General features: G+C 69.2%; 16 protein-coding genes. 9 read left to right on the top strand and 7 right to left on the bottom strand.

Annotated elements, in window-relative coordinates; genetic code table 11:
- Nucleotides 1–15: 15 nt before the first annotated feature.
- Nucleotides 16–849, bottom strand: a complete 834-nt coding sequence (locus HWD99_RS12330; RefSeq protein ID WP_241796528.1) for a purine-nucleoside phosphorylase — start codon at nt 847–849, stop codon at nt 16–18.
- A 48-nt stretch (nt 850–897) separates the two neighbouring features.
- On the opposite strand from HWD99_RS12330, the gene HWD99_RS12325 reads away from it, so the two are divergent.
- A complete protein-coding gene (locus HWD99_RS12325) occupies nt 898–2,352 on the top strand; it encodes an NAD(P)H-quinone dehydrogenase (protein WP_241796526.1) in 1,455 nt (484 codons plus the stop codon).
- 157 nt (nt 2,353–2,509) lie between these two features.
- Here HWD99_RS12325 and HWD99_RS12320 read toward each other — a convergent pair whose 3' ends face one another.
- Complete coding sequence (locus HWD99_RS12320; protein ID WP_241796524.1) at nt 2,510–4,276, bottom strand: biotin carboxylase N-terminal domain-containing protein; 1,767 nt, start codon at nt 4,274–4,276, stop codon at nt 2,510–2,512.
- 78 nt (nt 4,277–4,354) lie between these two features.
- Complete coding sequence (locus tag HWD99_RS12315; protein WP_241796768.1) at nt 4,355–4,993, bottom strand: nucleoside triphosphate pyrophosphatase; 639 nt, start codon at nt 4,991–4,993, stop codon at nt 4,355–4,357.
- 23 nt (nt 4,994–5,016) lie between these two features.
- Here HWD99_RS12315 and HWD99_RS12310 point away from each other — a divergent pair, with 23 nt between their 5' ends.
- The 5 genes from HWD99_RS12310 (at nt 5,017) to HWD99_RS12290 (ending at nt 10,697) form a co-directional block, all read left to right on the top strand.
- A complete protein-coding gene (locus HWD99_RS12310; protein ID WP_241796523.1) occupies nt 5,017–6,246 on the top strand; it encodes a class I SAM-dependent RNA methyltransferase in 1,230 nt (409 codons plus the stop codon).
- A gap of 44 nt (nt 6,247–6,290) precedes the next feature.
- Entirely contained in the window at nt 6,291–6,953 is a 663-nt protein-coding gene (locus HWD99_RS12305) for a response regulator transcription factor (RefSeq protein ID WP_241796522.1), read from the top strand.
- Nucleotides 6,943–8,178 carry a sensor histidine kinase gene (locus tag HWD99_RS12300; RefSeq protein WP_241796520.1) on the top strand — a complete coding sequence of 412 codons (1,236 nt, stop codon included), beginning with the start codon at nt 6,943–6,945 and terminating at the stop codon, nt 8,176–8,178. The genes HWD99_RS12305 and HWD99_RS12300 overlap by 11 nt, the downstream gene beginning before the upstream one ends.
- On the top strand, nt 8,175–9,185 hold the full coding sequence (locus HWD99_RS12295; protein WP_241796519.1) for a hypothetical protein: 1,011 nt from the start codon (nt 8,175–8,177) through the stop codon (nt 9,183–9,185). Before HWD99_RS12300 ends, HWD99_RS12295 begins: the two co-directional genes overlap by 4 nt.
- 312 nt (nt 9,186–9,497) lie before the next feature.
- Nucleotides 9,498–10,697, top strand: coding sequence for an ROK family transcriptional regulator (locus HWD99_RS12290; RefSeq protein ID WP_241796518.1), 1,200 nt, complete (start codon nt 9,498–9,500; stop codon nt 10,695–10,697).
- 203 nt (nt 10,698–10,900) lie between these two features.
- Here the strand turns inward: HWD99_RS12290 and HWD99_RS12285 are convergent, their stop codons facing one another.
- The 4 genes from HWD99_RS12285 to HWD99_RS12270 all read right to left on the bottom strand — a co-directional run bounded on the left by HWD99_RS12285 (nt 10,901) and on the right by HWD99_RS12270 (nt 14,594).
- Nucleotides 10,901–11,140, bottom strand: a complete 240-nt coding sequence (locus HWD99_RS12285; protein ID WP_241796516.1) for an acyl-CoA carboxylase subunit epsilon — start codon at nt 11,138–11,140, stop codon at nt 10,901–10,903.
- Nucleotides 11,137–12,726 (bottom strand): acyl-CoA carboxylase subunit beta, encoded by a 1,590-nt coding sequence (locus tag HWD99_RS12280; RefSeq protein ID WP_374205469.1) that lies wholly within the window; start codon nt 12,724–12,726, stop codon nt 11,137–11,139. The genes HWD99_RS12285 and HWD99_RS12280 overlap by 4 nt, the downstream gene beginning before the upstream one ends.
- Nucleotides 12,727–12,816: 90 nt before the next feature.
- Complete coding sequence (locus tag HWD99_RS12275) at nt 12,817–13,821, bottom strand: hypothetical protein (RefSeq protein WP_241796513.1); 1,005 nt, start codon at nt 13,819–13,821, stop codon at nt 12,817–12,819.
- 80 nt (nt 13,822–13,901) lie between these two features.
- Nucleotides 13,902–14,594 carry an NTP transferase domain-containing protein gene (locus tag HWD99_RS12270; RefSeq protein WP_241796512.1) on the bottom strand — a complete coding sequence of 231 codons (693 nt, stop codon included), beginning with the start codon at nt 14,592–14,594 and terminating at the stop codon, nt 13,902–13,904.
- A gap of 253 nt (nt 14,595–14,847) precedes the next feature.
- Here HWD99_RS12270 and HWD99_RS18690 point away from each other — a divergent pair, with 253 nt between their 5' ends.
- From HWD99_RS18690 to HWD99_RS12255, 3 genes are read left to right on the top strand one after another with little or no spacing between them, the layout of a single operon-like run.
- Nucleotides 14,848–16,758, top strand: coding sequence for an ABC transporter ATP-binding protein (locus HWD99_RS18690; protein ID WP_241796511.1), 1,911 nt, complete (start codon nt 14,848–14,850; stop codon nt 16,756–16,758).
- Nucleotides 16,734–18,296 (top strand): hypothetical protein, encoded by a 1,563-nt coding sequence (locus tag HWD99_RS12260; RefSeq protein ID WP_241796509.1) that lies wholly within the window; start codon nt 16,734–16,736, stop codon nt 18,294–18,296. The genes HWD99_RS18690 and HWD99_RS12260 overlap by 25 nt, the downstream gene beginning before the upstream one ends.
- Before the next feature lie 40 nt (nt 18,297–18,336).
- A complete protein-coding gene (locus HWD99_RS12255; RefSeq protein WP_028503536.1) occupies nt 18,337–18,603 on the top strand; it encodes a DUF3039 domain-containing protein in 267 nt (88 codons plus the stop codon).
- Nucleotides 18,604–18,638: the final 35 nt, after the last annotated feature.

Raw genomic sequence — 18,638 nt, 5'->3', positions numbered from 1 at the left:
CGAGGCGCTCCTCGCTCACAGCGCCGCGACCACTCGGGCCAGCAGCGCCGAGATCACGGGCTCCGCCTCGCGGCCCGCCTCGATCACCTCGGCGTGGCTCAGCGGGGTCTTCTGGATGCCGGCGGCGAGATTCGTGATGAGCGAGAAGCCCAGGATCTCCATGCCGGCCTCACGGGCGGCGATCGCCTCGAGGGCCGTCGACATGCCGACGATGTGACCGCCGATGTGCTTGGCCATCTGCACCTCGGCCGGCGTCTCGTAGTGCGGTCCGCGGAACTGCGTGTACACGCCCTCGTCGAGCGTCGGATCGACGGTGCGGGCGATGTCGCGAAGTCGCGTCGAGTACAGGTCGGTCAGGTCGATGAAGGTCGCACCCTCGAGCGGCGAGTCGGCGGTGAGGTTGATGTGGTCGCTGATGAGTACGGGCTGCCCCGGCGTCCAGGTCTCCCGCACACCGCCGGCGCCGTTCGTGAGCACCATGATCTTCGCCCCGGTAGCTGCCGCCGTGCGCACGGAGTGCACGACCCGCCGCACGCCGTGGCCCTCGTAGTAGTGGGTGCGGGCGCCGATGACGAGCACGTTCTTGCCGTCGGGGGTGCGGATGCTGCGCAGGGTGCCGACGTGGCCCTCGAGTGCTGGCTTGGAGAAGCCGGTGACCTCGGTGGCGGGGATCGTCGCGGTGGTCTCGCCGATGATGTCGGCGGCCTTGCCCCATCCGCTGCCGAGGGTCAGGGCGATGTCGTGCTGCTCGACTCCGGTCAGGCGCGCGATGTCTGCGGCGGCTGCGGCGGCGACCTCGAACGGGTTCGCGGTGGGGTCGTCGAGGGGGTTGGTGTGTGTTTCGGACATGGATCCACTCTAGGAAGGTGCAGGCTCGGGTGCCAGGATTGCGAGAGAATGGGAACCATGTCTTCCACCCCTTTTGAGCGCACTCAGCGCGTCGCCGTGCTCGGCGGCGGTCCCGGCGGCTACGAGGCGGCACTCGCCGCCGCCCAGCTCGGAGCCGAGGTGACCCTGGTCGAGCGGGTGGGGGTCGGAGGCGCGGCCGTCCTCACCGACGTCGTCCCCTCGAAGAGCCTGATCGCCACGGCCGACGCCGCGGTGGCGATCTCCGAGGCCTCGGATCTCGGTGTGCAGTTCTTCGCCAAGGGCGACCACGGCAAGCCCCTCAAGCCCGAGATCGCGATCAACCTCGCGGCCGTGAACAAGCGACTCATCGCCCTCGCGGGCCAGCAGTCCGAGGACATGCGGTCGGCGCTGCTGGAGGCCGGTGTGCGCATCCTGTCCGGACACGGGCGCCTCGAAGGGCCGAACGCGATCATCGTCTCGACCGGTCAGGACGGCACGGACTTCGACCGCATCGAGGCCGACACGATCATCGTCGCGGTCGGCGCCTCGCCGCGCGAGCTGGATTCGGCGAAGCCCGACGGCAAGCGCATCCTCACGTGGACTCAGCTCTACGACATGAAGGCGCTGCCCGAGCACCTCATCGTCGTCGGCTCCGGGGTGACCGGTGCCGAGTTCGCGTCCGCCTACATGAACCTCGGCGCCAAGGTGACCCTGGTCTCCAGCCGCGACCAGGTGCTTCCGGGCGAGGACCAGGATGCTGCGCGCGTGCTCGAGAAGGTCTTCAAGCGCGGCGGTATGACGGTGCTCTCCAAGGCCCGCGCCGAGAAGGTCGAGGTCACGAAGGACGGCGTGACGGCGACGCTGTCCGACGGGCGCACGGTCGACGGCAGCCACTGCCTCATGGCCGTCGGGTCGATCCCCAACACCGCCGGCATCGGCCTCGAGGACGCGGGTGTCGAACTCGACGAGACCGGACACGTCCGGGTCAACCGCGTGGCTCGCACCTCGGTGCCGAACGTCTACGCGGTGGGCGACTGCACGAACTTCTTCCCGCTGGCCTCGGTCGCGTCGATGCAGGGCCGCACGGCCGTGTTCCACGCCCTCGGCGACATCGTGATCCCGCTCGAGCTGATCAAGATCACCTCGAACATCTTCACGGCGCCTGAGATCGCGACCGTCGGATACTCCGAGAAGGATGTCGAGGACGGCGTGGCCGACGGCCTCGTCTACAAGCTCCCGCTCGCGGCGAATCCGCGGGCGAAGATGATGGGCATCAAGGACGGCTTCGTGAAGCTGATCGCACGCAAGGGATCTGGCACGGTCATCGGCGGTGTGATCGTCGGGCCGAAGGCATCCGAGCTGATCTACCCGATCGCCGTCGCGGTCGAGCGTCGTCTCACGGTCGACCAGGTCTCGCGCGTCTTCGCGGCGTACCCGTCGCTGTCGAGCAGCATCACCGACGCGAGTCGCGCGATGCACCTCGTCAACGCGAAGATCTCGTAGCGTCCCGCCGTCGGTCGTCACAGGAGCGCAGCAGTGACGGGGACGAGTGCACCGCCATCGCAGCAGGAGCTCGACGAGTGGTGCGCGTCGGCTCGCATCGCCTGACACGCGCGAAGGCCCCCACCTCGAGGTGGGGGCCTTCGCGCGACACTCGCTCTCAGCTGATCGTGAGCAGCTGGTGGCCCGCCGACACGGTGGCGCCGGCGCTCGCGTTGATGTTGCTGATGACGCCGTCCTTGTGCGCCTGCAGGGGCTGTTCCATCTTCATCGCCTCGAGGACCACGACGAGGTCTCCCTTGACGACCTGCTGCCCCTCTTCGACGGCGACCTTGACCACGGTGGCCTGCATGGGGGACTTCACGGCGTCTCCGGATGCTCCGGCGCTGACCGAGGTCGCGTGGCTGCGACGAGACGGCGGCACGGCGGCCGGACGGCCCACGGCGCTGGCCGAGACCGCGACACGGTCGGGCAGGCTGACCTCGAGGCGCTTGCCGGCGACCTCGACGACCACGGTGTGGCGGTTCTCCGCGGCGGCGGGGGACTCGAGCTCGCCGTCCCACGCGGGGATGTCGTTCACGAACTCGGTCTCGATCCAGCGCGTGAAGACGCCGAACTCGCCGTTCTCGGCGGTGAACGCGGGGTCGTTGACGACCTTGCGGTGGAACGGCAGCACCGTCGGGAGGCCGGCGACCTCGAACTCGTCGAGGGCACGGCGCGAGCGCTCGAGCGCCTCGGCGCGGTCCTTGCCCGTGACGATGATCTTCGCGAGCAGCGAGTCGAACGCACCGGAGACCGAGTCTCCCGCGGTGACGCCGGAGTCGAGACGGATTCCGGGACCACCGAACGTCTTGAAGACGTGGATCGGTCCGGGCTGCGGCAGGAACCCGCGGCCCGGGTCCTCGCCGTTGATGCGGAACTCGAACGAGTGGCCGGTCGGCTTCGGGTCGTCGTAGTCGATGGTGCCGCCGGCGGCGATGCGGAACTGCTCGCGCACGAGGTCGATGCCGGTGACCTCTTCGGACACCGGGTGCTCGACCTGCAGACGCGTGTTGACCTCGAGGAACGAGACGGTGCCGTCGGCGCCGATGAGGAACTCGCAGGTTCCGGCACCGACGTAGCCGACCTCCTTGAGGATCGCCTTCGACGCGGAGTAGAGCTGCCCGTTCTGCTCGTCCGTGAGGAACGGCGCGGGCGCCTCCTCGACGAGCTTCTGGTGGCGGCGCTGCAGCGAGCAGTCGCGCGTCGAGATGACGACGACGTTGCCCTCGGCATCGGCGAGGCACTGGGTCTCGACGTGGCGCGGCTTGTCGAGGTACTTCTCGACGAAGCACTCGCCGCGGCCGAAGGCGGCGACGGCCTCGCGGGTGGCGGACTCGAACAGCTCGGCGACCTCGTCGAGTTCGCGGGCGACCTTGAGGCCGCGTCCACCGCCGCCGTAGGCGGCCTTGATCGCGATCGGCAGGCCGAACTCCTTCGCGAAGGCGATGACCTCGTCGGCTCCGGCGACGGGGCCGGGGGTGCCCGGCGCCAGCGGGGCGCCGACCTTCTCGGCGACGTGACGGGCGGTGACCTTGTCGCCGAGCGCCTCGATGGCCTCGGGGGAGGGGCCGATCCAGGTCATGCCCGCACCGATGACGGCACGGGCGAACTCGGCGTTCTCGGCGAGGAAGCCGTAGCCCGGGTGCACGGCGTCGGCGCCGGCACGGCGGGCGATCGAGAGGATCTTCTCGATCTGCAGGTAGGTCTCGGCGCTCGTGGCCCCATCGAGGGCGAACGCCTCGTCGGCGAGGCGGGTGTGCAGAGCGTCGCGATCCTGGTCGGCGTACACGGCGACCGAGGCGATCCCCGAGTCACGAGCGGCACGGATGATGCGTACGGCGATCTCGCCGCGGTTGGCGATGAGCACCTTGGCGATATCAGGCATGGTTGCCAGCCTAGCGAGAAGGTCGGCGATCCATTTGACGACTCTCCACAAGAAAGTGGAGGAAACGTGGAGGGGAGTCTACGACCAGAGGGCGGTCCAGTCGACGCCGAGCTCGGCGGCCAGCCGGCGCACGGTCGACAGCGACATTCCCACCACCGTCGAGGGATCGCCTTCGACGCGTGTGATGAACGCGCCGCCCAGGCTGTCGACGGTGAAGGCGCCCGCGACGTGCAGGGGTTCGCCCGACGCCACGTACGCCGCGATCTCGGCATCCGTGATGTCGTCGGCGAAGGTGACGGATGCTTCGGCGGTGGCCGTCGCCTCGATCGGAGCGGCGCCCGGAGCCACCCGGAAGACGGAATGACCGGAATGCAGGATGCCGGTGGCGCCTCGCATCTCGACCCAGCGGCGCGTCGCCTCCTCCGGCGTGTAGGGCTTGCCGTAGACACGCCCCCCGAGTGCGAACATCGAGTCGCCGCCGATGACGATGCCGTCGAAATCGCTGGATGCGGCGAGGTCGTGAGCCACCGCGGCGGCCTTCGCCCGCGCGAGCAGCAGCACCAGCTCGGCCGGGGGCAGGTCGGACCCGCGCTCGGCCGCCGCGGCCGCAGCCACGGCGTCCTCATCCACGTCGGGAGACTGCGTGAGCGGTTCGATCCCGGCCTGCCGGAGCAGCATCAGACGGGCGGGAGAGGTGGAGGCGAGGCAGACGCGCATGTTCACCACCGTATCCTCGAAGGATGACTTCCTCCCCAGCCCTGCTCGATCTGGACATCACCGGCATCGCGCACGGCGGTACCTTCATCGCCCGCCATGAGGGACGGGTCGTCTTCGTCTCCGACGCGATCCCCGGGGAGCGCGTGCGCGTGCGCCTCAGCGAGGACTCGACGGGGGAGTCGAAGAGCTTCTGGCGCGCCGAGACCGTCGAAGTCCTCGAGGCCTCGCCGCATCGGCGCCCGCACATCTGGGCCGAGGCCGATGTCTCGCGCGCGCCGGAGAGTCGTCCGGGCGGCGCAGATCTCGGGCATATCGACCTCGAGCACCAGCGTGTGCTCAAGCGTCAGGTGCTCACGGAGGCGCTCGACCGGTTCGCAGGTCCCGGGCTCGAGGCGCCTGAGATCGAAGCGGTGGAATCGGGCGACGGCACCGGGTGGCGCACGAGGGTCACCCTCCACGTCGACGACGACGGGAATGTCGGTCCCTATGCCGCCCGCAGTCATCGGGTGATCCCGGTGCGCTCGCATCCTCTCGCCCGTCCGGCGATCGAGAAGGCGGCGCTCGCACTCGCATCCGGCGAGCCGGGCAGCGTCGACCTGATTGAGCCCGGCGACGGCGAGGTCCGCGTGATCCGTCGTCAGCGTCTCGACGAGCGTCCCGCCCGCGGCCAGGCGCGGCGCCCCGCGCCCGAGGTCGTCTACGAGCAGGTCGGAGATCGGCGATTCCAGGTGGATGCCGGAGGATTCTGGCAGGTGCACGCACGGGCGGCATCCGTCCTCGACGGCGCGGTTTACGGAATCCTCGACGGTCATGTCGACCCCGAGAAGACGCATCTCGACCTGTACGGCGGGGTCGGTCTCTTCGCCGCCTCGCTGGCCGATCTCGGCGCGACCGACATCGTCACCGTCGAGTCGAGCAGGCGGGCGACCGCTCACGCCGCGCAGAACCTCGCGCCGCTCGCCGTCTCCGCCGTCACCGCGCGTGTCGACCGGTACCTCGCGGGGCTGCCCGCGAACGCCTCCGCCGGCGCTGTCGTGCTCGATCCGCCGCGGGCCGGCGCCGGCCGCGCCGTGGTCGACTCGCTGCATGCGCTCGCTCCCGACGCGATCGCCTACGTGGCGTGCGATCCCGTCGCCCTCGCCCGCGACCTCGGCACGTTCCGCGGGCACGGGTGGACGGTGACGACCCTGCGCGGCTTCGACCTGTTCCCCCACTCCCACCACTTCGAGGTCGTCGCGCTGCTCACACGCTGAGACCGGGTGATCGCGTGTCGCCCTCGCATCAGTAGGCTGGACGGATGAGCAGGGTCGCACTGATCGACGATCACGAATCCGTTCGCCTCGGTCTCGAGGCGGCGTGCGCACGCGACGGCGAGCAGTCCGTCATCTTCTCGGGCAGCACGGTCGTGTCGTATCTCGAATGGCGGGCCGCGACAGCTGCGTCGTCCGCCGATGTGGTCGTACTGGACCTGACCCTCGGCGACGGCACGACCGTCACCGAGAACGTGGCATCACTCGTCGCAGACGGGGCGAGCGTGGTCATCCACAGCGTCGCCGACCGCCCGGCAGCCGTGCGCGAGGCGCTCGCCGCGGGCGCCGCCGGGGTCGTGAGCAAGTCCTCGGCTCTCGACGACGTGCTCGATGCGATCCGCACCGTCGCGCAGGGCGAGGCCCTCAACAACGTCGAATGGGCGAGCGCCGTCGACGGCGATCGCGATTTCGCGGATGCACAGCTCTCGACCCGGGAGCGCGAGGTCCTGAGACTCTATGCGACGGGGCTCCCGCTGAAGGCCGTGGCAGAGCGGCTGGGGGTCGCCTACTCGACGGCCAAGGAGAACATCACCCGCATCCGGGTCAAGTACGTCGACGTGGGGCGACCGGCGCCGACCAAGGTCGATCTGCTGCGCCGGGCGATGGAGGACGGCATCGTCGCCGCTGACGGGGCGCCGAGTGCCGGCTGACGCGCTCAGCATCCGCGACGCCTGGAGCAAGATCCCTTCTCCGGGCAGCGTGGAGACCGAGTTCGAGCGCTTCACCGGCAAGCGGATGGAGCGCATCCTCGCGACCGTCGTCGCGGTCGGGTCCGCCGTGCTCGGCGTGCAGGCCTTCATCGCGGCGGTGACGGCGATGTCGTGGGACGACTCCCCGCGCATCGCGGTGCTGCTGGCCGTCTACGTGCCGCTGGCGGCCATGCTCGTGGCGTGCGTGGTCGGACGCGGCGTGCGGACGACATCCGGGATCTTCGCCATCGCCTACGTGCTGGCGCTCGGCGCGTGGCCCACTGTGGTGGGCGTGGGAGACAGGGCGGCGTCAGAACAGCCGTGGATCTTCTTCCTCGTCAATGTCGGCGTGGTCGCGGCGATGCTCGCATTCCCGCTCTGGCTGCAGTTCGCGTGGGCGGTGGGCCTGCCGTTCGTCTACGGCTACGTGCGGCTCGTCGAAGGCGACTTCTCTCCGGAGTTCTGGGTGACCACAGCGTTCGACGTCTCCTTCACTCTGATCCTCGGCATCGTCATCATCTCGCTGGGGTGGATGTTCCGTTCGGTCGCCGCGGGAGTCGACGAAGCGCGGGCGCAGGCGGTCTCGTCGTATGCTGCCGCGGCCGCCGCTGCCGCGGCCGAGGAGGAGCGGGTGGCCATGTCGGCGCTGATGCACGACAGCGTCCTGGCGGCGCTCATCGCCGCGGAGAGGGCGGAGGGCGAGCGTGCGCGCGACCTGGCCGTCGGCATGGCGCGGGAGGCTCTCACCCGACTCGCGAACACCGAAGCCGCCGTCGCGCAGGAGGGCAGCGATGAACCCGTCTCCGCGTCCCAAGTCGTGGTCGAGCTGCGCAGAGCGCTGTCCGAGCTCGGCGCCGACGCGATCGTCGAGGAGCGCGGTGGCGCCGGCCTGATCCCGGGCCGGGTGGCCAGGGCGCTGGTCCTCGCCGCACGCCAGGCGCTCGGCAACGCCGTGACGCATGCACACGGTCGCGGGCTGCACATCGTCGCGGAGGGGCGTGGTGACGAAGGAATCAGCGTGACCATCTCCGATGCAGGGCCCGGCTTCGACCTCGCCGCCATCGGGCCCGACCGCCTCGGTATCCGAGCCTCGATCCTCGCCCGCATGGCGGGGGTCGCAGGCACCGCCGAGATCGAGTCGGGCGCGTCCGGGACGGTCGTGTCCCTGGGATGGGTGCGGTCATGAACAGAACGGTGCGCAGTGTCGCCACCTCGCTCGCCGTCGGGTTCGCGATGTACTTCGCTGCACGGGGGATCTGGTGGATCGAGCAGCCCACGGGCCCGCTGTTCATGGTCGCGGCGATCGCGCTGTACCTCGTCGTCGTGAACATCGCGATCCTGTGGGATTCGGCGATCGTCGTGCGGATGCCGATGTGGGCGGCTGTCGTCGCTCTCGCCTCCGGCGCGATCATCCCCGCCCTCGTCACGATCTCACTCGACCCGCTGACTCTGCGTGCACCGTTCGCGACCTGGTACATCGGCGCCCTCGGCGTGCTCGCGGTCGTGTGCATCGTCCGGCGGAGGTTCGTGATCGGGTGGGCGATCATCGTCATCCTGATCCTCGAATCGTCGGCGTACCTCGGGTTCGCCGATGCGCTGTCTCTGGGACTCGTCGGCTCGGTCATGTGGGCCGCCGTCGCTCACCTCCTGGTGATGTTCTGGGACCGCGCCGTGCGAGACACGGAACGGCTGGCAGGCATCCAGCAGGCGGTCTCGGCCTGGCATGCCACGCAGCAGGTGCGTCAGCGGGAGCGTCGGATGCGCACGCAGTTCGCGCTCGCAGTGGCGGGGCCGGTGCTCAGCCGGGCGGTCGCCACGCACGGAGCCCTCGATGCCGACGAGCGGCTCGAGGCGCGCCTCGCCGAGGGACGACTGCGCGATGAGCTCCGAGGCGCCGATCTGCTGAATGACGCGGTGCGCGACGCGATCGCCGACGCACGGCGGCGCGGTGCGGTGGTGACGGTGTTCGATGAGGGCGGACTCTCCGACGTCGACGATGGTCGTCGCGAGGAGATCCGCGACGAGCTCGCCGCCGTGCTGCGCGGTGCCGAGGCGGAGCGGTGGATCATCCGCGCCGCGAGCGATCCGCTCACCGCCGTCACGGTCGTGGGCCGTGCGCGATCCGGCGGGACGAGCGATGACGATGCCGTCGATGTCTGGCACGAGATTCCGCGGCATGCCCCGGCCGTCTGACGCCTCCGCCTGAGTTGCACGGCCTCGGCTCCGATCGGGGGAGGAGACCGGAGTCGAGGTCAGTCAGAATGGGCGAGGGGCGGCGAATACGCCAGCCCCTCGCCATGCGGAACAGTTACCCGAAAACCGTCCGCCTGTGGCCGATCTGCGTCTGTCTACCCTGTGACAGAGAGACCAGCCGAACGCGAAGCGTCCCCCTCAGTCTCGGCGATCGTCAACAGGTTTGTCTGTAGGTATTTTGGGGGACAAGAACGATCCCCCGATGCGAGATGATGAAGCATGGGCATGCGCCGCGGAACCAACCTTCCCCGAATGGGAGATTTCAATCAGTCGGTGATTCTCGAGGCGATCCGACGGTCCGTCGAGGGACTCAGCCGGATCGAGCTCGTCGAGGCGACGGGGCTCTCGGCGCAGACCGTGACGAACATCACGCGCAGGCTTCTGGACGACGAGTTGATCGCCGAGGCCGGTCGCACCATCAACGGTCCCGGCAAGCCGCGGGTCACCCTTCGGCTCGTCGCAGGGAGCCGCTTCTCGATCGGTGTGCACCTCGACCCCGCCGTCATCACCGTGGTGCTCCTCGACATCGCAGGCACGGTCGTGCGTCGCCGTGTCGTCCGAGCGGCCGACAGGGATCCTCGGGCGGTGGTCGACACGATGGCCGGCACGATCGACGAGCTCATCTCCGAGGCGGGAATCGAGCGCGCACGGGTCGCAGGGATCGGCGTCGCCGCGCCCGGACCGCTCGACGCCGCGGGCGGAACGGTGATCGACCCTCCGAAGCTGCAGGGCTGGCACCGGGTGCCGCTCCGCGCGGTGCTGGCTGAGGCGACGGGCCTTCCCGTCGCCGTGGAGAAGGACACGACCGCGGCGGCGGTGGGAGAGGCGTGGACCGGGGGCGGGGCCGCGGACGGCTCGTTCCTGTTCGTCTACCTCGGCACCGGGATCGGAGCATCGCTCGTACGCGAGGGTGACGCGATCCGCGGAAGCTCCCATAACTTCGGGGAGGTCGGACACATCATCGTCGACCCCGACGGGCCCCCGTGCGCGTGCGGGTCCCGAGGCTGCGTCGAGGTCGTGTGCACGCCTCAGGCGATCGTCGAGCAGGCCGAGAGGATGGGCGTCTTCGACGACGATCGCCAGGTGAGCGACGTGCGCGCGGTCGAAGAGCGCTTCACGCGGCTCTGCGAGCGTGCCGCGGCAGGTGAGGCGTCGGCCGTGGTGGTCCTCGAACGCGCCGCGGCGTCGCTCGCCGTGTTGATCTCGGTGCTCGCGAACGTGCTCGACATCGATCGGGTCGTGCTGGGCGGGCCGTTCTGGGACCGTGTGTCCGACACCTATCTCCGTGAGATCCCCGGGGCGCTGCATCGTCGCAGCGCGACTCGTGCGGTGCGCGAGATCCCGGTCACCGGTACCGTCGTCGGCGATGACGTGGGCGCGGTCGGAGCCGCGTGCGTCGTGCTCGACCTCGCTCTCACGCCGCGCGCATCCGATCTCTATCTGCAGGACTGAACGGCATCCCGCCATGACCATCCGATATATCGGACACAGGATCGGCTAGTAATTCCAATCGATGTACTATTGACGAGGATGCGCCGTCTGGGGTGATGCGAGTACGTCTCTCTCGCATCCATGGCGAAGACTGTCTGCGGGACCTGAGAGCTGGGGGGCTCACGGGTCCCGCAGGCTTTTCCGCTGGCGTGCGGCGCGGCGGGTCAGCCCGAGAACCGGCCCCACGGGATGTCTCGGCGCAGCGGCGAACGGATCGATCGCTGCGTACGCGTCCAGGCCGACACCACCGGTTCGTCGGCCACGGCATCCGCCCGTTCCTGCGCGTAGGCGTCGCTGACGACGGCGATGAGGGCGGCGAGCTCCTCATCCGTCGCGCTGCCGCGGACGATCTCGATCGTCGGGGGCTTCTGGCTCGACGAGCCGCTGTCCGGCTGCGCGGTCACAGCGGGATGTTCCCGTGCTTCTTGGGCGGCAGCTCGGCGCGCTTACCGCGGAGAGCGCGCAGCGCCTTCGCGATCGACACACGCGTGTTCGCCGGCTCGATGATGCCGTCGATCTCGCCGCGCTCGGCGGCGAGGAACGGAGACGTGACGCTGTAGGTGTACTCGTTGGCGAGGCGGGTGCGCACTGCAGCGACGTCCTCGCCTGCCTCTTCGGCCTTCTTGATCTCGTTCCGGTACAGGATGTTGACCGCTCCCTGGCCGCCCATCACCGCGATCTCGGCCGTCGGCCACGCGAGGTTGACGTCGGCGCCCAGCTGCTTCGAGCCCATGACGATGTAGGCGCCGCCATAGGCCTTGCGAAGGATCACGGTGACCATCGGGACGGTGGCCTCGGCGTAGGCGTAGATGAGCTTGGCGCCGCGGCGGATCACACCCGTCCACTCCTGATCGGTGCCGGGGAGATACCCGGGGACGTCGACGAGGGTCACGATCGGGATCGAGAACGCGTCGCAGAACCGTACGAAACGGCTGGCCTTCTCGCCCGCTTCGATGTTGAGCGTGCCGGCCATCTGCGAGGGCTGGTTCGCGATGATGCCGACCGAACGGCCCTCGACTCGTCCGAACCCGATCACGATGTTCGGCGCGAACAGCGGCTGGACCTCGATGAAGTCGCCCGCGTCCACGACGTGCTCGATCACGGTGTGGATGTCGTACGGCTGGTTGGGGGAGTCGGGGATGATCGTGTTCAGCGAGCGGTCGGCGTCGGTGGTCTCCCACTCGAAGCCGCTCTCGTAGCCCGGGATCTCGGCCATGTTGTTGTCCGGCAGGAAGCTGAGGAGCGTGCGCGCGTAGTCGAGCGCGTCGTCCTCGTCCTGAGCGAGGTAGTGGGCGACGCCGGAGCGGGTGTTGTGCGTCAGCGCGCCCCCGAGCTCCTCCATGCCGACGTCCTCGCCGGTGACGGTCTTGATCACGTCGGGGCCGGTCACGAACATCTGGCTCGTCTTGTCGACCATGATGACGAAGTCGGTGAGCGCGGGGCCGTACACGGCGCCGCCGGCGGCCGGACCCATGATGATCGAGATCTGCGGGATCACACCGGACGACCGGGTGTTCAGGCGGAAGATCTCGCCGTACTTGCTGAGCGCGAGCACGCCCTCCTGGATGCGGGCTCCTCCCGAGTCGAGGATGCCGATGATCGGCATCCCGTTCGTGAGAGCGAACTCCATGATCTTGATGATCTTGTCGCCCGACACCTCGCCGAGGGATCCGCCGAACGTGGTGAAGTCCTGCGAGTAGACCGCGACCGTGCGTCCGTTGATCGTGCCGACGCCGGTCACCACGGAGTCGCCGTACGGGCGGTTCCGGTCCATGCCGAAGGCGGTGGTGCGGTGCCGCACGTATTCATCGAACTCGACGAAGCTCCCGGGATCGACGAGCAGCTCGATGCGCTCGCGGGCGGTCATCTTGCCCTTGGCGTGCTGCTTGTCCTTCGCGACCTTCTCGGCGTCGACAACGGCTTCGTTGTATCGAGCGCGGAGGTCTGCGATTCTGCCGGCGGTGGTCGAGAGTTCGGGCTGTTCCGTCACGGATTCCACCCTATCGTCGGCTCGGCCCCTGCCGTTGGATGCTCGCCACAACGGGTCGCGGAATCCTTTGGCGGGTGTCGAGTGCTCGGTTCACCTCGCCGCGGTGGCGTCACCGCTCTCGACGTCAGGTCGGGGGGATCCCGCCTCGGTCGGGAAGTCGTGGCCTCCCGCCGACTCGATCTCGGGGGTGCCCTTCCGCCGGACGCGCCCGACGGATGCGATCCTGCGTCCGGCCCAGCCCACTCCGCGCGCGGCGGTCCCCGCAGCGCCGGCGACCGCGCCACCGACGTACTGCGCCCCGTGCAGCATCCGCAGTTCCAGCTTCTCGGAGCCGTCGACCGGCTCCAGCTCGAGGGGCAGATCGAGGGGAGGCGCCCCGAAGGCGCGGTGAGAGGTGGTGAGCACGCGCCTGCCGAGGATGTGGTTGCCGGCGCCGCCGACGGCGGCCCCGACTCCGAACGGCAGAGCCTTCCCGATGAACGATGCGCCGCCCTTGGCGGCGAACTGCTTCACGAACATGCTCTTGAGCTGGTCGACGAGGGGGCCCACGGCCGCTCGAGGAAGCGACTTGGTCACCATCTCTCCCCAGTACGAGGAACGGGATCCGCCGCGTCCGGTCGCCTGCCCGGCGAGCTGGCCGACGAGGGCGACTCCCTCCTTGCCGAGCATGAGGGTCATGACGAGGGCTCGGGCGCGGTCGGGGTTGGACACCGCGATGCCGTGCACCTCGGCCACGGACTGGGCGAAGAGCGCGGTCGACTCGACGAAGCCGACGGTCTCGACGCCGGACAGCGCGAGTGTGATGCCGGTTCCGATCCCGGGCACGACGGCCGTGGCCCCGACAGCGGCACCACCGGTCGTCACGGCGGCGAGGTAGCGCCGCTCGAGGATCCGGATGATCTCTGCGGGTGTGGCGTGCGGGTTGCGCAGTCGGATGCTGCGGATGTGGGCCAGCACGAGTGGGCGCTGGATGGACAGCACGCGATCGAGCCCGCGGACCATGAGCGGATGCTCTGTGGAGCCGACGGGTGGCACGCCCCTGTCCCACGGAGCATCGTCGGGGAGGGAGTGGATCTTGTGAATCTTCGGTGCCATGGATCGATCCTAGAAACGGATGCCGCGAAAACGCCGATAGCCCGGGTCCCTCACGGGATCCGGGCTATCGAGAGCGACGATCAGACGAAGAGGTTCGCGCGCTCGAGGTCTTCGGCGAAGTCGACCTCGACCGCATACAGGTCGGAGACGTCCATCGGCTCGAGCAGGAGGCCGTCTTCGGCGATCGCGAGCTCGAGGCCGCGCTCGAAGTAGTCCTGGTCCTCGACGCGCTGCAGCTGGCGCATGAACGCCTTCTTGTTCGCGGAGGAGATGTAGTTGATGCCCACGGCCTCGCCGAGGCCGCCCTTGACGGTCTTGGACAGCTCCTTGATGAAGCCCTCGGCGGTGACCGTGTACTTCACCTCTTCGTCGCTGACCTTGGAGGTGTTGACGGTGACGAACGACTGATCGCGCTCGATGTACGCCGCGGCGCGGCCGAGGATCATCGGGTCGAAGACCACGTCGCCGTTCATCCAGAGCACACCGCCACGGCCCGTCGCGCCCAGGGCGCGGAGCAGGCTCTTGGAGGTGTTGGTCTCGTCGTAGCGCTCGTTGTGCACGTAGTTGACCGAGGGGAACGCCTCGATGATCGTCTCGGCGCGGTAGCCGACTACGGCGGTGATGCGCGCGTCGGAGCCGAAGGCGGCCCGGATGTTGTCATGCTGCTGGCGCATGATGGTGCGCCCGTCGTTCAGCTCGGTCAGCGGCTTCGGCAGCGCGCGGCCCAGGCGTGAGCCCATACCTGCGGCGAGGATGACGGTCTGAAGAGTCACGAGTGCTCCTAAAGGAAGTTGTGTTCACGATCGGTTCACCGATCAGACACTTCGTCGTGCCGAGAGTTATGCTAGCGACACAGCCTGGGAAGATCCGGGCGCGGAGGGCCCCGTTGCCGTTTCGTGATCCAGTACACACCGAACGCTCAGATTCGTCGAGAGGGTTTGACTGATATGCCGAGATGGCTTTCGACCTACGGCCAATTGTTTCGGAGAGCCGAAGAAAGTCGGCCCCCGTTGATACCGTAGGACGGTGACTGCCTCCCCCGAAGACCGCCCCGACGAGGTGGCCGACCCTGCGTCGACGCCCACCAAGAAGACGACGGCCCGGAAGGCGCCCGCGAAGAAGGCGGTGTCCTCTCGTACGCCGCCCCGCGCTGCCGCCGACAAGGCTGCCGCCACCGGCGAGGTGGTCATCGAACCGGTCGTCAGGCAGACGGAAGAGACTGCTGCCACGAAGCCCACCGCCAGCGCGGCGCGTGCGGCGGCTGCGAAGAACTCCGCACGGACGACACCCGCGCGCGGGGCGAGGGCGACCTCTCCGACCGCGAAGGCCGCGGCTGCACGCACGGCGACCGGCGCCAAGGCGGCTGCGCCGAAGACGACGGCGGCGAAGACGACCGCTGCGAAGACGACGGCTGCGAAGACGACCGCTTCCAAGACGACGGCGGTGAAGTCGACCGCCGCGGCGAAGGCGGCCGCGGAGCGGAACGCCGCGACCAAGTCGACCGCGGCCAAGAACACGGCGCGGACCGCATCGGCGCGCAGCGCTGCCGCGAAGGCGGCCGCGGCCAAGGCTGCGGCGACCAGAGCGGCGAAGGCGGAGGCGGCGAAACTCGCGAAGGCGGAGGCAGCGTCTGCGGAGACCGATCCCGCGGCGGTCGACACCACGGCAGTCGACCCGACAGGCATCGGACCCGACGACTTCACGGCTCGCGCCGACACCCCGGTCGAAGAGGCGGCCGTCATCGAAGCTCCTGTCGAGGAGCCCGCGACCGAGGCTCCCGTCGAGGAGCCCACGGTCGAAGCTCTCGTCGAGGAGCCCGTGACCGAGGCTCCCGTCGAGGAGCCCACGGTCGAAGCTCTCGTCGAGGAGCCCGTGACCGAGGAGCCCGTCGCGGATGCTCCCGTCGAAGACCCCGTGGCGGAGGCTCCCGTCGAGGAGCGGCCCATCGCTGAGCAGGCTGTGGAGGCGGAAGGCGTCGAGGCCCAGCCCGTCGAGGAGACGTCTGTCGAGCAGACCGTGGTCGCGGGATCCGAGACGGCTCAGGACGCCGTCGACGCGGATGCCGAGAGCGACGCGCCGAGCGAGGCGATCGACGCGGGCATCCACGAGCACGAGCAGGTGGACGCCGACTCCTCAGCAGGTGAGGAAGCCGCTCCGACCGGAGATGTCGCGTCCGGCACGGAAGCCATCCGCATCCGGGGGCTCGTGAAGAGCTTCGGTGACCACACGGCCGTCAACGGGATCGACCTCACGGTGCCCGCCGGCTCGTTCTACGGGATCGTCGGTCCCAACGGCGCCGGAAAGACGACGACCCTGTCGATCGTGGCAGGTCTTCTTCGGGCGGACAGCGGCGACGTGGTGATCTGCGGCGTCGATCAGCGGGTGAAGCCGCTCGCAGCGAAGCGCATGATGGGAGTCCTCCCCGATCGCCTGCGCACCTTCGATCGGCTCACGGGTCGCCAGCTGCTCCATTACTACGGTCTTCTCCGCGGTCTCGCATCCGACGTCATCGAGAAGCGTGTGGGGGACCTCGCGCGCGCCTTCGACCTCGGCGATGCGCTGAACCGCGTCGTGTCCGATTACTCCGCGGGTATGACGAAGAAGATCATGCTCGCCGGCGCGATGATCCACTCACCGCGTGTGCTGGTGCTGGACGAGCCCTTCGAGGCGGTCGACCCGGTGTCGTCGGCCGTGATCCTCGACATTCTGCGCGCCTACGTCGCACACGGTGGCACGGTGATCCTGTCGAGTCATGGCATGGACCTCGTCGAGCGCGTGTGCTCGCGGGTCGCGATCATCGTGGGCGGCGACGTCCTCGCCGAGGGGACGATCGACGAGGTGCGAGCGGGGCAGACGCTCGAGGCGCGGTTCGTCGAGCTCTCCGGCGGCATCGGAGAGGTGGAGGGGCTCGAGTGGCTGCACACGTTCTCCGACTGAGGGCGGCGCTCCTGATCGGTGCGCTCCGCGGCGAACGTCGGGTGCGTACCCTGGTCATGCTCGCCGTCGTCGTCGCGATCACCGTCGTCGTATGCACTGCGATCCTCAGCCTCGATGATGCGCCGGTCGCCGTCGCGCGATCGGTGATCGTTCTGGGCAGCGGTGCTCTGCTGCTCGGCTTCCTCGTCGGCCCCGTGCTCGTGGGAGCCACCGACCAGCTCGATCCGCGACGCTTCGCGGTGTTCGGTGTCGATGAGCGGCAGATGCCGTGGATCCTCGCCCTCGCCTCCTTCGTCAGCGTGCCGAGCGCGGCCGTGCTCTCGGTGCACGTCAGCGTCTGCGTCGTCGCCATCCACCTCGGTGCGCCGTGGCCCCTCGCCGTGCTCATGACAGTGCTGGCGGTCGTGTCGACGTTGCTCGCGGCGCGCATCGGCATGGCGGTGAACGCGGTGCTGCTGCCGGAGCGCAGGTCGCGAGAGCTCACGGCGATCTTCGCGCTCGCGGTGATCGTCATCGCATTCCCCGTCGCGGTCTTCCTCGCTTCCTTGAAGTGGGACGGCGAGGTCCCGGCGGCGGTCGCCGCGTTGACCGCGACCGTCGGGCTCACACCGCTCGCTGCTCCGTCGTGGTTCATGTTCGCCGTGGCGACAGACGAGTCCGGGGCCTGGATCAGCGGTGTCATCGCCGTCGCGACCGCTGTGCTCCTGTGGGTGATCTGGAGCTGGCTCGTCCGTCGGCTGCTCACGACCACCGAACGTCCTCTCGCCTCGCGCGAGCGCACGGGTCTCGGCTGGTTCGGCCTGCTGCCGTCCAACGCCTTCGGCGCCATCGCCGCGCGCAGCCTCGTCTATTGGCTGCGCGATCGCCGATACATCATGAATCTCATCGTCGTGCCCGTCGCGGGTGTGCTGACCGTTCTCCCGCTGCTCGTGGCAGGCGTGCCGCTCGAGATCGCGGCGCTCGTTCCCGTCCCGGTGATGGCGCTGTTCTTCGGCTGGCTTCCGCACAACGACGTCGCCTATGACTCGACGGCGCTCTGGACGCACGTGGCGAGCGGCGTCCGAGGCGTTCCCGACCGACTCGGGCGTCTCGTGCCGGTGCTCCTCGTCTCGGTGCCGGTGCTCGCCATCGCCGTGCCTCTCACCCTGCTGTGGATCGACGACTGGCGCCTCCTGCTTCCGCTCACGGGGCTGGCCGCGAGCCTGCTTCTGTCGGCGCTCGGCTTCTCCAGTGTGGTCTCGGCTCTCGCGCCCTACGCCGTGTCGCGACCCGGTGACAGCCCGTTCCAGCAACCGCAGCGCCCGACATCGCGGGGTGTCTACGGTCCTGCCGCAGCGTTCCTCGGGGCTCTGGTCGTCAGCATCCCCACCGGCTGGCTCCTGGCGCTCACGATGATCGACGGGTCCGCGTATGCGCCGGCCACGTTCTGGGCAGGGCTTGCGACCGGCCTGGGCGTCGCGGCGACCGGTGTCGCCGTCGGAGGCCGGATCTTCGAGCGCGGGGGCGAGCGGCTGATGGAGTTCGTCGAGACTGCGTGAGCACCGCCCCACGGGGCCGTCGCACGGCTAGACTCACGGGATGAGTACTCCGCTGGACAGCCCCGATCAGGGCGGCGTGGCAACGCTTGATCGCGAACTGGAAGAGCTTCTCCGCGAGGAGAACCTCGAGCCGGGCGACCATGAGCGTTTCTCTCACTATGTGAAGAAGGACAAGATCCTCGAGTCGGCGATCACCGGCAAGCCGGTGCGTGCACTGTGCGGCAAGAAGTGGACGCCGGGGCGCGACCCCGAGAAGTTCCCGATCTGCCCCACGTGCAAGGAGATCTACGAGTCGATGGTGGGCTGACCGCCATCCCGAGGACTCGGCGACCGACCTCGGAG

Origin of the sequence: Microbacterium sp. C5A9, from assembly GCF_022627955.1 — a bacterium.
GTDB lineage: Bacteria > Actinomycetota > Actinomycetes > Actinomycetales > Microbacteriaceae > Microbacterium.
The sequence above is the reverse complement of the archived record's forward strand: the minus strand, read 5'-3'. Positions and strand labels throughout refer to the sequence as shown.

Coding starts and splice junctions, on each gene's coding strand:
- HWD99_RS12320 (WP_241796524.1), bottom strand. CDS start 4,276: ATGCCTGATATCGCCAAGGTGCTCATCGCCAACCGCGGCGAGATCGCC.
- HWD99_RS12295 (WP_241796519.1), top strand. CDS start 8,175: ATGAACAGAACGGTGCGCAGTGTCGCCACCTCGCTCGCCGTCGGGTTC.
- HWD99_RS12330 (WP_241796528.1), bottom strand. CDS start 849: ATGTCCGAAACACACACCAACCCCCTCGACGACCCCACCGCGAACCCG.
- HWD99_RS12290 (WP_241796518.1), top strand. CDS start 9,498: ATGGGAGATTTCAATCAGTCGGTGATTCTCGAGGCGATCCGACGGTCC.
- HWD99_RS12275 (WP_241796513.1), bottom strand. CDS start 13,821: ATGGCACCGAAGATTCACAAGATCCACTCCCTCCCCGACGATGCTCCG.
- HWD99_RS12310 (WP_241796523.1), top strand. CDS start 5,017: ATGACTTCCTCCCCAGCCCTGCTCGATCTGGACATCACCGGCATCGCG.
- HWD99_RS12305 (WP_241796522.1), top strand. CDS start 6,291: ATGAGCAGGGTCGCACTGATCGACGATCACGAATCCGTTCGCCTCGGT.
- HWD99_RS12315 (WP_241796768.1), bottom strand. CDS start 4,993: ATGCGCGTCTGCCTCGCCTCCACCTCTCCCGCCCGTCTGATGCTGCTC.
- HWD99_RS12255 (WP_028503536.1), top strand. CDS start 18,337: ATGAGTACTCCGCTGGACAGCCCCGATCAGGGCGGCGTGGCAACGCTT.
- HWD99_RS12325 (WP_241796526.1), top strand. CDS start 898: ATGGGAACCATGTCTTCCACCCCTTTTGAGCGCACTCAGCGCGTCGCC.